This window comes from Anaerotignum propionicum DSM 1682 (genome assembly GCF_001561955.1).
GTDB classification, from domain to species: Bacteria; Bacillota; Clostridia; order Lachnospirales; family Anaerotignaceae; genus Chakrabartyella; species Chakrabartyella propionicum.
On record NZ_CP014223.1, the window covers coordinates 343853 to 357244 of the forward strand.

Here is a 13392-nt window from a genome sequence, read left to right on the forward strand (position 1 = left end):
GCAAAGACGTGGAAAAAGGGAAAATTCTAAGAATTCCCCCTTTTTATTAGGCTATACTTACTGTTCCTTTTTCCAAAGAACGATAGTCTTTGTTTTAAGGGACTTTTTTACGTCTATGATGCGTTGATTTTTACTGCCGCAAAACAATAGCTCCAAAGACCGCTGGTTTACTTGGTATGGTCCATCAACGAGTACATCAATTTGCTCCAAAAGTGCAAGGATTTGAGGGTTTCCTTTTTCTAAAATATCTTCCCACAAGTAGCCTGTATATGCCCAAACATTCAACCCTAGCTTTTTGGCTCCTTGGGAGATATGATTACAGGCAAGGGGTTGATCTAGAGGCTCGCCTCCTGAAAGGGTGACGCCGTCTAGCAGGGGGTTTTCGGTTAGGGCGGATAAAATTAGATCTGTATCTCCCACATACCCCCCTTGATAATCATGGGTTTCTAGATTATGACAACCGGGACAGCAATGGGGGCAGCCTTGGGTAAAGACCGTCAATCGTATTCCCGGACCATCCACAATAGAGTCGTTTACCACACCGCTTAATCTGATTTCCATATCATGAATCCTTCTTTGTAGTCATTTTTACGTCAGTAACCAAGGAGTGCTTTACTCTATCAGAAACTTCGGCACGTTTTGCATTGTTGAAGCGGTCTAAAGTGCCCACCAAATAACCTGTAATGCGGCGAATACGCTGGAACCCAACAGCGCCTTCCTCTTCTTTTCTGCCGCATTTGGGGCAGGTATCTCCAATGATACCCGTATAACCACAGAGAGGATCACGGTCAATGGGATGATTGATGGAACCATAACCAATATTTTGAGATTTCATGTAACGAATTACCTTTTCAAAGGCATCTGTATTTTTGCTGGGGTCACCATCCAATTCCACATAAGTAATGTGCCCTGCATTGGTAAGATCATGATAAGGTGCTTCCAACTGGATTTTTTTAAAGGCACTGATAGGATAGTAAACAGGAATGTGGAAGCTGTTTGTGTAATATTCTTTATCCGTAATACCCTCGATAGAACCAAATCTCTCCCGATCCATGCGGATAAATCTGCCGGAAAGACCTTCTGCGGGAGTCGCCAGCAGGGAGAAGTTCATGCCTGTTTTTTCTACATATTCATCCAACCGTCTACGCATATGGCTGATGATATCAAGTCCTAAATTCTGCGCAATTTCGCTTTCCCCATGGTGCACGCCTATGAGAGCTTTTAAGGTTTCCGCTAAGCCGATAAACCCTAAGGAGAGGGTTCCATTTTTCAATACCTCACGCACTTCATCATTGGGGTTCAGCTTATCACTGCCAATCCAAACGCCTTCTCCCATAAGGAACGGGTAATTATGTACTTTTTTCTTTGCTTGTATTTCAAATCGTTCCAAAAGCTGAGCGGCAACCAAATCAATTTTAGTGTCCAGTTCTTTAAAAAACCAATCAATATTTTTATTGGCAAGTAAAGCAATGCGAGGCAGGTTGATGCTGGTGAAGCTTAAATTACCCCTTCCTGGGGTCACCTCTTGGGTGGGGTCATAAGCGTTGCCCATTACTCTTGTTCTACAGCCCATATAAGAAATTTCTGTTTCGGGATGTCCCTCTTTATAGTATTTCAGGTTAAATGGTGCATCCTGAAAGGAAAAATTAGGGAATAAACGCTTTGCGCTGACACGGCAGGCAAGCTGAAATAAATCATAATTAGGTTCTCCGGGATTGAAGTTAATGCCTTCTTTTACTCGGAAAATTTGAATGGGGAAGATGGCAGTTTCCCCGTTACCAAGACCTGCTTCTGTGACCAACAGCATATTTTTCATTACCATACGTGCCTCAGTAGAGGTATCCATGCCATAATTTACAGAGGAAAACGGCGTCTGGGCACCTGCACGGCTGTGCATGGTATTTAGGTTATGCAACAGGGATTCCATGGCCTGATAGGTGGCTTTATCTGTTTCTTCCGTACCTTTTCGCGCTGCGAATTCTTTAACTTTATGATAGATTTCAGGTGTAATTCCTGCTTTTAGAAGCAATGCTTCTTCTGCGGCATCAAATTGCCCATTTTCATCCAATGTGGGATACAGACCTTTCTCTTCCAACTGGACAAAGGCTTCCGATGCTGCTTTACTCAATTTAGGACCGGCTAAAATTTCCACAAATGATGTAAAGTTAGAGCGGTAACGTTTTTTATAGGTTTTTGCTACGCCAGGAGCAAGACCACGGTCGAAATTGGGAATAGACTGACCGCCATGCTGATCGTTTTGGTTGGACTGAATGGCAATGCATGCCAAGGAAGCATAGCTGGCAATATCGTTGGGCTCTCTCAAAACGCCGTGCCCAGTGGAGAACCCCCCCTCAAACAGCTTCACCAAATCAATTTGACAGCAGGTTGTGGTTAGGGTATAAAAGTCCAAATCATGAATATGGATATCTCCGTTTCTATGAGCTTCGGAATGGGCGGGGTTTAAAACATAGCATTCATAAAAGTGCTTTGCTCCCTCAGAACCATATTTCAGCATAGAACCCATGGCAGTATTTCCGTCAATATTGGCATTCTCTCTTTTGATATCGCTATCATTTGCCTCTTTATAAGTAATATCCTCAAAGGTTTTCATTAACCTATCGTTCATATTGCGCACCCGGGTGCGTTCCGCACGATATAAAATATATGCTTTTGCAGTGAGGGCATAGCCATGTTCAATCAAAATTTTTTCTGCCATATCTTGAATTTGCTCGACGGATGGAGAAGTGATGCCGTTTTGTTCAAAAGTATCTGATACCTCTTGAGCAAGAGCCAAGCAAGTGTTAGAGTCTTTTGTACCTACCGAGGCCTGAAAAGATTTTTCTAAGGCATTGGCAATTTTGTTAATGTCAAAATAGGCAGTTCTGCCATCACGTTTTTTAATGGTCGTTATCATAAGGAATACCCCTTTCAAAATTCTATTGCATTTATTCATATTCCCTGAATTGTTTGAATCCGTTTTTGGATTGCAAAAAACACAATATATAGATTCTATAATAATATTAGTCGTACATATTGTAGACCTTTCTGAAATCACCGTCAAGGGTTTTTTGAGAAATGAATTTTGGTGAATTTCATGAAGTCGGGGCATAAACTGATATTAAACAGGTGAAATGGGGGGAAAAAATACATGAAATGGGAACGTTTTTCGTGTCTGCGGGAAAAAGAGGTCATTAATATTTGTGATGGGAAACGATTGGGATTTGTCTGCGATTTAGAATTTGATGCATATAACGGGAAAATCTGTACATTAATTATTCCTGAGGATGCGGGGAAATGGAATTTTTTCTGTAAGGAGCGGGCATATTTCGTACCTTGGCGGTGCATTAAGCGCATTGGGGATGATATCATTTTGGTAGAGGTGGATGCATGTGAAGTTCTGATTGTTGATGAATGAAGCCTTGACCCCACGGTATTTCTTGCGTATAATTGAAGGAAGTGGCAAGAATCTTGAAAAGGGGGGGACCATTTTGAAATGTCCTTTTTGCAGCTATGCAGATACGAAGGTGATTGATTCAAGAGCGCAGGATGACAATGCCGTCATTCGTCGCCGCCGTCTTTGTGAAAATTGCGGGAAACGCTTTACTACCTACGAAAGAATTGATATGATCCCCATTACTGTGATAAAACGGGATGGCACAAGGGAGATATTTGATAAGACAAAACTAATGGGCGGCATCATGAAATCCTGTAACAAGCGCCCGGTTACGGCAAAACAGATTGAGAATTTGGTTGATGATGTGGAAAACACTTTGATTGGCAGTGGCGAGAGAGAAGTGGACAGCAAGGTGATTGGTGGTATGGTTATGGATCGCCTGAAGGAATTAGATGAAGTGGCCTATGTCCGTTTTGCATCCGTTTATCGTCAATTTAAGGATATTAATACATTTATCGATGAGCTTGAGAAAATGCTTAGTGAAAAGCGTGGAGAGTAAAGTTTCCCATCAATGATTTGTGCAGTTAAGCCCCCTTTGAGTATATGCTCAGAGGGTACTTTTTTGTAATTCTTCTATTTGAATTTTTGGAGGTTTGTTATGACACAAAGAATAAAGGCTTTGTTTGCATGGACTGCTCAGGGAGAAGAATCAGCGAAGCTGATTGGCGTTAGATATTTAGAAGCAGGTCTTGCAGTTACATTTCATGGGGAAGCTCAAAAAGACGAGCTGATTTTCCTTGGAGAAAAGAAGGATATGACCCATGTTTTATATTTTATAGACCATGAAAGGCTGCTTTTGATCAGTCTTGCAGATGAGATGGGCGGCTTTACCGTGGAGGTTTTGGTGGAGGATTTAATACTTCCTTGCTAAAGCTTGTTTCAAATTTCCCGAATTATGAAAGAATAAAAAAGAAAAAAGATTAAATATAGACAGGCAATATTTTACAAAATACCTCATAGGATAAAAATGTAAGCAAAACATATTTACTTAAGGAGGTATTATAGTATGAGTGGATTTGGTTGTGGTTTTGGCGGCGATAGTTCTTGTTTGTGGATCTTAATTTTGTTGTGCTGCTGTGGTAACGGTTTTGGTGGTAGTAGTTGTGGCGGCAGCTGTGGCGGCGGCTGTGGCGGCGAGTCCTCTTGGTTATGGATCCTCATTCTTCTTTTCTGCTGTGGCGGCAATAGTTGTGGCTGTGGAAATCAGATTGGGAACAACTGCGGATGCTAATTTAGTCTGCGAATAAGATCTACAGGAAGTACTGAAACTGAATCAAGATTTTATGATACAGCGGAGTCATTAGCATGAAAATTGGTATTTAGGAAATATATAATTGCTTTTTGAAACGCAAATAGTTGTTGATTCCGCTGTATTCACGAAAAAGGCTTAATGTAGTGAGTCTTTTTCACAAGTATGCGGAGAATATCCGCATCCTTTGGCTTTCCCGATTTTTGGGGAAGCCTTTCTTTATTTGCGAACGAAAAGGAAGGCATCCCGGCCATCAATCCTTTACAATAGAAATATGAAATCGTGTTTTTGAAAGGGGTTATGGCTGTGCTGGAGCGAAATTTAAAAAAAGATGAGCGTTGTAAGAAATTAATTGAAGAGTGTAAATCATATTTTATAGAGCGTGCCTATCAATTGGAAAACCAATTTTATAGTGCTTTTTACGTACAATGTGCAGAGAGTACCGCTGCTGATGGATATGAGGTCTTTTTGGAGACACCTATGGAACATAATTATTTCAGGGCGAACCTTGCCAAATTGGATGAAACGGCGATGATGCGTTTTTATAAGCTTGCCGCCATACATCATACCATTCGTATGGTCAGAAGGCGGAAAAAGGAGATGCTGTGGGAAAATATTAAGGAAGGATTGTTTAAGGTATACGATTTGACAGAGAATGAGAAGGAAATGGTTGACATTCTGCAAAGGTGTGCCTTTCTTTATCAGACAGGCTTTCAAGAGCTGTTCATAAAAACAACGGCAAGATATATTTTCGGACACAAGGTTCTTTCTGCATTTTCGTTCGCTTTTATCGGGAACTTCTGGTATAATTCCTATAGTAGTTTTATGGGCTCGTTTGTTGGATATGTACCCTTTCGTGTGCGTATGGAGCGAGCCATGGGAGAATAATTTTGGAGGATGAAGACCCATGGGGGAAAACAGATGGACGGAGGAGCAATTACAGGCCATTGAAGCAAGGGGTTGTGACTTATTGGTTTCAGCGGCAGCGGGAAGCGGGAAAACCGCAGTTTTGGTTGAACGTATTATCCGACGGATTACCGTGGATCAACCACCGATGGATATTGACCGACTATTGGTAGTAACCTTTACAAAGGCAGCGGCATCGGAGATGAGCCAAAGGATTGGAGGGGCTATAGCAAAAAAGCTGGAGCAAGAGCCCAAAAATCTGCATTTGCAAAATCAGCTTACTTTACTTGCCCGTGCGGATATTAAAACTATCCATGCCTTCTGTCTGCAAACCATCCGTGAGTATTATCATCTTTTAGACATTGACCCCGCGGTCAGAACAGGAGACCCTGGGGAAATCAAATTATTACAGCAGGAAGTGCTGGAGGATTATTTTGAGGAACTTTATGAAAAACAGGATGAAGTTTTTTTTCAGCTGTTAGAAACCTTTGGCGAAGAGACGAAGGATAGCAGGCTAAAGGAGTTACTATTACAGCTTTATAATTTTGCCCAAGGGTACCCTGACCCTGTGAAGCTTCTTTTGGAAATGGCAGAACAATTTCATCTTAAGGATGGGGAAACGGTGGATACCTGTAAGTGGATGCCCATCATTCGGGAAAGCATCAAAGGCGGTGTGGCTTTTGCCAGAGAGCTATTGGAGCGGGCAATGGGTCTTGCGGCTTCAACATCAGGCTTTGAGGCTTATTTGGAATGCATGGAAAAAGAAGCACAAGGGTTAGAGCAATTAGAAGAAGCTTTGCCATTTGGATACGGCAAGTGGCGTATGGCTTTCTTGCAAACGGAATTTCAAAGGCTGCCCGGTTACCGAGGAGAAGAAAAGGAGCTGGCTGAGGATATCAAAAGTTTGCGTAACGAAGCAAAGGACATACGCAGTAAGCTGGGTGAGACCTATTTTTCCTTTAGCGAAGAAATGCAGGTAGAGCTTCTGGGTGCCTTATATCCTGTGGCGAAGGGTTTGGCGGTGCTGGTGGATGGATTCTTACAGCGCTTTTTAGATTCAAAAAAAGAGAAGCTCGTGATCGATTTTCATGATTATGAGCATTTTTGCCTGCAAATTTTAGTGGAAAAAGGTAGCACAGTGGGGCATCTCATTCCTACAGCTGCGGCATTGGAAATACAAAAACGCTATGATGAAATTATGATAGATGAATATCAAGATAGCAATATGGTTCAGGAAATGATACTGGCGGCGGTTTCTGGAGAAAGTGGGGGTAAAAACAACCGTTTTATGGTGGGGGATGTGAAACAAAGCATTTATCGGTTTCGATTGGCTATGCCCCAGCTGTTTAATGAAAAATATCATACATATCCCTTAGAAGAAGGGGGCAAATGCAGAAAGATTATTCTCTCTAAAAACTTTAGAAGCCGAAAAAACATTTTGGATGGGGCTAATTTCTTGTTTCGCCAGCTTATGTCTAAGGATTTTGGTGATGTGGAATATAATGATGAAGCAGCTTTATATGCAGGAGCTGTTTTTCCTGATACACAAATTTCTCATGGAGGAGAGAACGAAGTGATTTTGGTGGAGAGCCAAAGTCTTTTGGAAGAGGAAGGCATGGGGGAATTGGATGAGTTAAACCGACGCCAATTGGAAGCCATGGCAATTGCCGATAAAATTAAAACAATGATGGCAGAGGGATTTTGTGTTGTGGATAAGGAAAGCGGAGCCTATCGTCCTTTAGAGTTCAGAGATATTTCCATATTGCTTAGAAGCATGAAAAACTGGGGAAGCATCCTTGACGATGTTTTCGGACAAGCAGGGCTTCCTTATTATGCAGAAACAGCTGAAGGGTACTATGATGTACCCGAGGTGGATACAGTTTTGAATCTCCTTCGCCTTTTGGATAATCCAAGACAGGATATTCCCCTGATTTCTGTGCTTCATTCCCCGTTATATGGTCTTTCTGGGGATGAATTGATGCAAATGCGCCTGAATGGTGGAAATGGGTTGTTTTTTGACTGCATACAGGGGTATTTGCATCAAGGTGACGATTCTGAATTAAAAGAAAAGCTCCAAGGTTTCATTGGGGATTTAGCAAAATGGCGTGGGCGGGTGAAGGAGTTGACCCTCCATGAGCTTTTGCATTATCTTTATGAAGAAAGTGGCTACTATGATTACGTGGGAATGACAGCGGGAGGCAGTTTGCGTCAGGCCAATCTTCGGTTGCTGTTGGAAAAAGCGGAGCAATTTGAGCAGGGAAGTCACAAGGGGCTATTTTTCTTTATCCGTTATGTGGAGGATATGAAAACGGCGGAAGCGGAATCGGCATCGGCAAAGCTCCAAAGTGAAGGGGAAAACCTGATTCGTGTCATGACCATTCATAAGAGCAAGGGCTTAGAATTCCCTGTTGTTTTTGTGGCGGATTGTGGCAAGCAATTCAATGAAATGGATGTTAGGGCGGCGGTGCTTACCCATCAGGAGTGGGGGTTTGGCATGGATTATAAGGATTTGCAGCGCAGAGCAGTTTACCGTACCCTTTCTAAAACAGCATTGGCAGAGGTCATTCGATTAGAGAACCTAGCGGAGGAACTTCGGGTGCTTTATGTTGCCCTAACCAGAGCCAAGGAGAAGCTCATCTTGACAGGGACGGTGAAGGATTTAGAAAAAGCTGTGAAAAAGTGGGCTGATGGGGCAGAAGGTAAGAAAGACCGCCTTTCTGTATTTCGATTAAGACGAAGCAAAAGCTATTTGGATTGGATGATGCCTGCCTTGTTGCGTCATCCTGATGCAAAATGGCTGCGTGAACAATTTGGTGTTTCCCATGGAGTGAAGGTATTTCTGGAGGAGCCTTCTGTATGGTCTTTTCAACGTAAAACCAGAGGGGATATTCTTTTGCAAATGGAGGAGAAAAAAGCGCAGTCAGAAGAACAGGAGAACTATTTTGCCCTCTGGGATACAGAGACGGATTTTAGTGGCAGTCGAGATGAATTATTTTCTTTGCTTCAGTGGCAATATCCTTATCTTAAGGCAACGTCGCTTCCGTCCAAGCTTTCTATTTCTGAGGTAAAGAGAAGGAACCTGGAGGAGATTACGGGAGAGCCTGTTTTCTCTACTGTAGAGATAAAGCTTCCTCAAGTGTTAGAGAGGGAGGGTGCTCTGACAGCCACGGAGATAGGTACTGCAATGCATGCAGTGATGGAATATGCTGATTTTCATCAAGAATATGATGCAGAAAGATTGGAAAGCTTGTTGGAAGAAATGCTGAAAAAGGGCAGGCTTTCCGAAAAAGAGTTTGGGGCATTAAGAAAGAACGAGTTGCTGGTTTTCTTTACCTCATCTTTGGCGGAGCGCATCAGAAATTGTGATGGGGTAGCGAAGGAGCGGCCCTTTGCCATGCTTATGGCGGCGAAAGAGCTTTTTTGGGGAACAGAATATGCGGATGTCGAGGACATGGTGCTGTTAAACGGTATTATTGACTGTTACTTTATGGAGGGGGATAATCTTATTCTTCTGGACTACAAAAGTGACAGAATTTTTGATGAGGAAGCCTTGCGCAAGCGCTATGAAATTCAATTGCAGCTGTATCGACGGGCATTGGAGCAGGCTTTGGGAAAACGTGTGACTGAGGTTTATATTTATTCCTTTGCCATGGGACGGGGAATTTTGATATAAGAAGGGGTTTCATTATGGCTTATGTATGGGTTTTGATTGCTGGTATTTGCTGGGGTTTAATTGGGCTTTTTACAAAGGCGATTACTCGTTTTGGCTTAATGGAGTTAGAAATTTTATTTATCAAAGGTGTGGTTAGTGTAATATTTTTAACCATAGTTCTTCTGATTCGGGATAAAAAGAGTTTTCGACTGAAAAAGAAAGGGGACATCCTGTACTTTGTTGGCACCGGAATTGTCAGTTTTACTTTTTTCAGCTGGTGTTATATGAAAGCCATTAATCTGACCAGTGTTGGTATTGCGGCAGTGATGTTATATACAGCCCCCACCTTAGTGATGCTGTTGTCCATTGTTTTGTTTCATGAAAAGATGACAAGAAGAAAAGCATTGGTTTTGCTCATGACACTATGTGGCTGTGGGATGATTACAGGGCTTTTCAACGGGAAGCTGATGCTGTCCCCGTTGGGACTTCTAGCAGGCCTTGGCTCTGGAATTGGGTATGCGCTATATAGCATTTTTGGCACCTTTGCATTACGCAGGGGCTATCAATCCTTGACGATTTCCTTTTATACGTTTCTAATGGCCTCTGTATTTATGGGTTTTTGTGTAAATCCCATTCATGTTGTGCAGGAAATTACGGCGGCAGGGCAATGGCCCCTTTCCATTCTGTTTGCAGTGATGACTACAGTGATACCTTATTTATGTTACACAAAAGGGTTGAGTTGTCTACCTGCAAGCAAGGCATCGGTAACGGCAACCATAGAACCGGTGGTGGCGGCAGTTCTGGGAATTTTGGTATTTAAAGAAGGTATAACGGTGGCTAAAATGGGGGGCATTTTACTGGTGGTTGGTGCTGTGGTATTGATGAACACTGGAAAAAAGGGGAATTCCATAGAGCTTGAGGAAATAAATCGGCAGGATGAAGAGAAAGAAAAAGAGGATGAACATTCAATCTTATCATAAGGATACACTTTGATAAGGTGTGGTGTGGAGGGAATATAAGAGGATTGTACCGCAAGAGGGCTATCCTCCATAACAAAAAAAGGATGGATTAGGCAGTCCTTAGTAAAACAGTATTTGGACGAAGTATGGCGTAGCGTAAAAGCTACGCCATTTCTTGTTCGCTTTAGCTTGACAAAACCACCGGCTATGCCGGTGGTAGGAAAGGTTTGTTCTTTAGATGTAAGCATGAATCCTCCTTGGTAGAATAAATGTAGGTTGCATAGGCTTGTGGATTGGCTTCGCGGATATCCCTGCTTGTTTAGCGATGGCATCTGCAATTTTCTTTGTATTACCTGATTTTGAATAATAACGTACTTCAATATTCATAAAAAGCCCTCTTTTCAGCTATTTATTTAACTATCAATGGCGCAAACCTACCAATAATCGACTTTATGACAATGCAGCCAGCAACTACAAGAAGTGCAATTTTGGGGTCACAAAGGATAGGAATTTTCCATTTAAATATTTGTGTTGCTGTTGTAAGTAATGCGATTGTCCCAAAGATGTAGCCCATGATGGTGAGTGGGTGCGCAGATGCATTGCTGATGAATTTGCCGATTGTTGGCATTATCATGCACATTGCAAATCCGATTGTACCCAAAGTAATAACAGCCGATCTCGGCCCATTGATGAATGATATTTGTTTGCCAGATAGTCCTGCATAAGCAATCAGGCAGGTAATCAACCACTCTGCTACCAATACCACAATCCCTTTCATTGTTTATCACTCCTTAAATAGGTTTTATTGAATGTTGTAATATGTTTTTCTAAAAAAGATAATGCTTCTTCATATTTTTCGGGCTGATTGTCGTATTTGGATAACAACAAATACAAAGGGGAATAAAACTGCAAGGCCATTACCATCGGGTCAGCTTCAACATAAATCCCAGTGTTTATTAAATCAGTAAACACGCCTGATATATAATCTAAGCCTTTGTCTATTATCAATTCCCTAAAAAACTTGCTTGCCTCGGAGTTTCTATACTGTTCCATTGTCAACATTCTGCGCAGTTGTGAACCATACTCTGTCTTGAGATAGAATTGGAACATCGTAATGCTGATACCGAATAATTCTTCCCTGACATCGCTTTCTTCCGAGAGAATATTGGCCACGCTTTCAGGGGGGATAAAGGTAGAAACTTCCTCTTGATAACGACGATCAATGTCTTTAAGAAGAGAGTCAAAAATGTCTTTCTTTCCGCTATAATGCCTGTAAAGAGCGCTCTCGCGTATGCCGATTTCTTTTGATATGTCACGGATACCAACCCCATCATAACCTTTTTCAGAAAACAGTTTTAGTGCAACTGTCACAATAACTTCCTTTGTATCACGTGTTTCGTTTTTTGGCATAAGAACCTCCATCAATAAATGAAATGATCAATTGTTCACCATTACTATAGTGAACAACTGATCACTTGTCAAGAAGGGAAGCAAATTATATTTTACGTTGTTATTTTTAAGCATTCCGAGTCTCCCCAAATCCGGCGAAGTTAGCTAATTCTTCGTGGGTAACTATGACATGAAGTCTCAGAAATTTGTTCTTTTATTGGTATAATATTTGCCTTTCAATTGGTAGATACGTTTAACATGCTCTACTTATTAGAACAGGAAACAAAAAACAAGCGTATCGCTCATTGTGAACGATACGCTTGTTTTAGACATTTTACTTGGCAGAAGCCCATAAACAATATAGTTTTCTTATACTGTTTTATGACGGACTACCTTTAGCCATCCTTTTTAATTACTGAAAATCCATGGGATCTTGAAAAATTCCGTTTAAGATTACTTCATAGTGACAGTGAATTCCAGTGGATTGACCTGTGGCACCAGTTGTTGCAATGGTGTCACCTTTTTTGACTACATCTCCAGCAGAAACCAAGTTTTCTGTGTTATGGGCATAGCGTGTTACAAAGCCGTTTCCATGATCAATTAATACATAATTTCCATATTCGCTATGGTATTCAGCCTCAATAACTGTTCCTGCGGCTGTAGCCACGATAGGTAAAATTTTACTGCGGGTGGATAAGTCAAGACCGTAATGCACTCTGCCATCGCTGATGGTAGATAATCCCTCAGGATTAAATCCGGTGGAAATAATTCCCTTTGCTACCGGCATACCGCAAGGAATATCACTATAAGCGGATAGGGTCTCTGTAACATTTGTCGCCACTTTCGTAAAGGATGTTTCTGTCTCATTCAAGCGAGAGTTGATACGATCCAATTGGACAGCCAAGGCTGTAACTTTATTGAAGGAAGTGGTTACAATAGGTGTAAAGTCTTGTGTTCCTACAACTTGGGGTTTTTCCTGAACAAGGCAGCTGGCAACGGCGTTGCGAAGTTGTGTTGAAGCGCTGTCGTTTGTGTTGATGCTATTCAACTGGTCATTCAAGTTATTTTTCACATTTTCCAATTCATTGATTTTTTGCTCAAGCTCTACGGCTTTATTCTGCAATTTTTCAATATTTTGGGTATATTCTGTATTTTCGTTCTCCAATGCCCTTGAGTTTTGGGTGAGCTTACGGTTTGTTCGCTCTACCTGCAACAATTGCTGCTCATAGGTCATGAGCTCATTTTTCGTATTGAAATAGGAGCCTAAGGTAACTGCCGAGCCGCCAACAAACAGGCATGCCACAACACAGAACGCCAAAGCGTGTGTTTTTTTAACATGAAGTGATTTTTCTTTCCCTTTATGGGCAATATGAAGAGATAAAAAGTGATGCTCTGATTGATTATTTAAAGGTAAATTCTCACGGGATTCCATCAAATGTTCCTTTCTATTCAAAAGATATGATAGTATTATAGTGTAAATTTCTGTAATTGTAAATAAAAATTTCATTAAAAGTTCAAAGTTGTTAATAATTAGTTAATAATTGTGGATTTCCTTTCACTATGTAACAAAATATGGTATGATGTGAAAGGTCGACGGGGCAATTTCACAGTGAATATTTTTGTAATAATCCTGATGAAATCAGGTGTTTACAGAAGAATATTTAATTCGGTTTTGATAGGCTTATCCGTTTTCATGAAATAAAGGAAATGCTGTTTTATTCCGTGTGCACATCCAATCATATTTTTCGTTGGACGGTGTCAAAAGATTTGGCAATAGCACTGC

At 41.4% G+C, this 13392-nt stretch carries 13 protein-coding genes; 7 read left to right on the forward strand and 6 right to left on the reverse strand.

All coding sequences use genetic code 11. From position 1 onward, the window contains the following. Positions 1-57: 57 nt before the first annotated feature. Both nrdG and CPRO_RS01565 read right to left on the reverse strand, forming a co-directional pair. Positions 58-561, reverse strand: a complete 504-nt coding sequence (gene nrdG, locus CPRO_RS01560) for an anaerobic ribonucleoside-triphosphate reductase activating protein (protein ID WP_066047057.1) — start codon at positions 559-561, stop codon at positions 58-60. A gap of 1 nt (position 562) precedes the next feature. Next, complete coding sequence (locus tag CPRO_RS01565; protein WP_066047060.1) at positions 563-2914, reverse strand: anaerobic ribonucleoside triphosphate reductase; 2352 nt, start codon at positions 2912-2914, stop codon at positions 563-565. Positions 2915-3148: 234 nt separating this feature from the next. Here CPRO_RS01565 and CPRO_RS01570 point away from each other — a divergent pair, with 234 nt between their 5' ends. The 7 genes from CPRO_RS01570 to CPRO_RS01595 all read left to right on the forward strand — a co-directional run bounded on the left by CPRO_RS01570 (position 3149) and on the right by CPRO_RS01595 (position 10241). Then, a complete protein-coding gene (locus CPRO_RS01570) occupies positions 3149-3415 on the forward strand; it encodes a YlmC/YmxH family sporulation protein (protein WP_066047063.1) in 267 nt (88 codons plus the stop codon). A gap of 73 nt (positions 3416-3488) precedes the next feature. Further along, complete coding sequence (gene nrdR, locus CPRO_RS01575) at positions 3489-3953, forward strand: transcriptional regulator NrdR (protein WP_066053584.1); 465 nt, start codon at positions 3489-3491, stop codon at positions 3951-3953. A 99-nt stretch (positions 3954-4052) separates the two neighbouring features. After that, positions 4053-4325, forward strand: a complete 273-nt coding sequence (locus CPRO_RS01580; protein WP_066047066.1) for a hypothetical protein — start codon at positions 4053-4055, stop codon at positions 4323-4325. 135 nt (positions 4326-4460) lie between these two features. Continuing rightward, on the forward strand, positions 4461-4685 hold the full coding sequence (locus tag CPRO_RS14770; RefSeq protein ID WP_072743333.1) for a hypothetical protein: 225 nt from the start codon (positions 4461-4463) through the stop codon (positions 4683-4685). A 324-nt stretch (positions 4686-5009) separates the two neighbouring features. Next, positions 5010-5591 carry a hypothetical protein gene (locus CPRO_RS01585; RefSeq protein WP_066047069.1) on the forward strand — a complete coding sequence of 194 codons (582 nt, stop codon included), beginning with the start codon at positions 5010-5012 and terminating at the stop codon, positions 5589-5591. A gap of 19 nt (positions 5592-5610) precedes the next feature. Continuing rightward, on the forward strand, positions 5611-9282 hold the full coding sequence (addA, locus tag CPRO_RS01590) for a helicase-exonuclease AddAB subunit AddA (protein ID WP_066047071.1): 3672 nt from the start codon (positions 5611-5613) through the stop codon (positions 9280-9282). A gap of 14 nt (positions 9283-9296) precedes the next feature. Next, positions 9297-10241, forward strand: a complete 945-nt coding sequence (locus CPRO_RS01595) for a DMT family transporter (protein WP_066047074.1) — start codon at positions 9297-9299, stop codon at positions 10239-10241. A 213-nt stretch (positions 10242-10454) separates the two neighbouring features. On the opposite strand, the gene CPRO_RS14775 is transcribed toward CPRO_RS01595, so the two are convergent. The 4 genes from CPRO_RS14775 to CPRO_RS01610 all read right to left on the reverse strand — a co-directional run bounded on the left by CPRO_RS14775 (position 10455) and on the right by CPRO_RS01610 (position 13041). Beyond that, complete coding sequence (locus CPRO_RS14775; protein WP_236782369.1) at positions 10455-10607, reverse strand: hypothetical protein; 153 nt, start codon at positions 10605-10607, stop codon at positions 10455-10457. A gap of 22 nt (positions 10608-10629) precedes the next feature. Further along, a complete protein-coding gene (locus CPRO_RS01600; RefSeq protein ID WP_066047076.1) occupies positions 10630-10998 on the reverse strand; it encodes a hypothetical protein in 369 nt (122 codons plus the stop codon). Next, positions 10995-11630, reverse strand: coding sequence for a TetR/AcrR family transcriptional regulator (locus tag CPRO_RS01605; protein WP_066047080.1), 636 nt, complete (start codon positions 11628-11630; stop codon positions 10995-10997). Before CPRO_RS01605 ends, CPRO_RS01600 begins: the two co-directional genes overlap by 4 nt. Before the next feature lie 391 nt (positions 11631-12021). After that, positions 12022-13041 carry a M23 family metallopeptidase gene (locus CPRO_RS01610; protein WP_066047083.1) on the reverse strand — a complete coding sequence of 340 codons (1020 nt, stop codon included), beginning with the start codon at positions 13039-13041 and terminating at the stop codon, positions 12022-12024. Between the last annotated feature and the right edge of the window lie 351 nt (positions 13042-13392).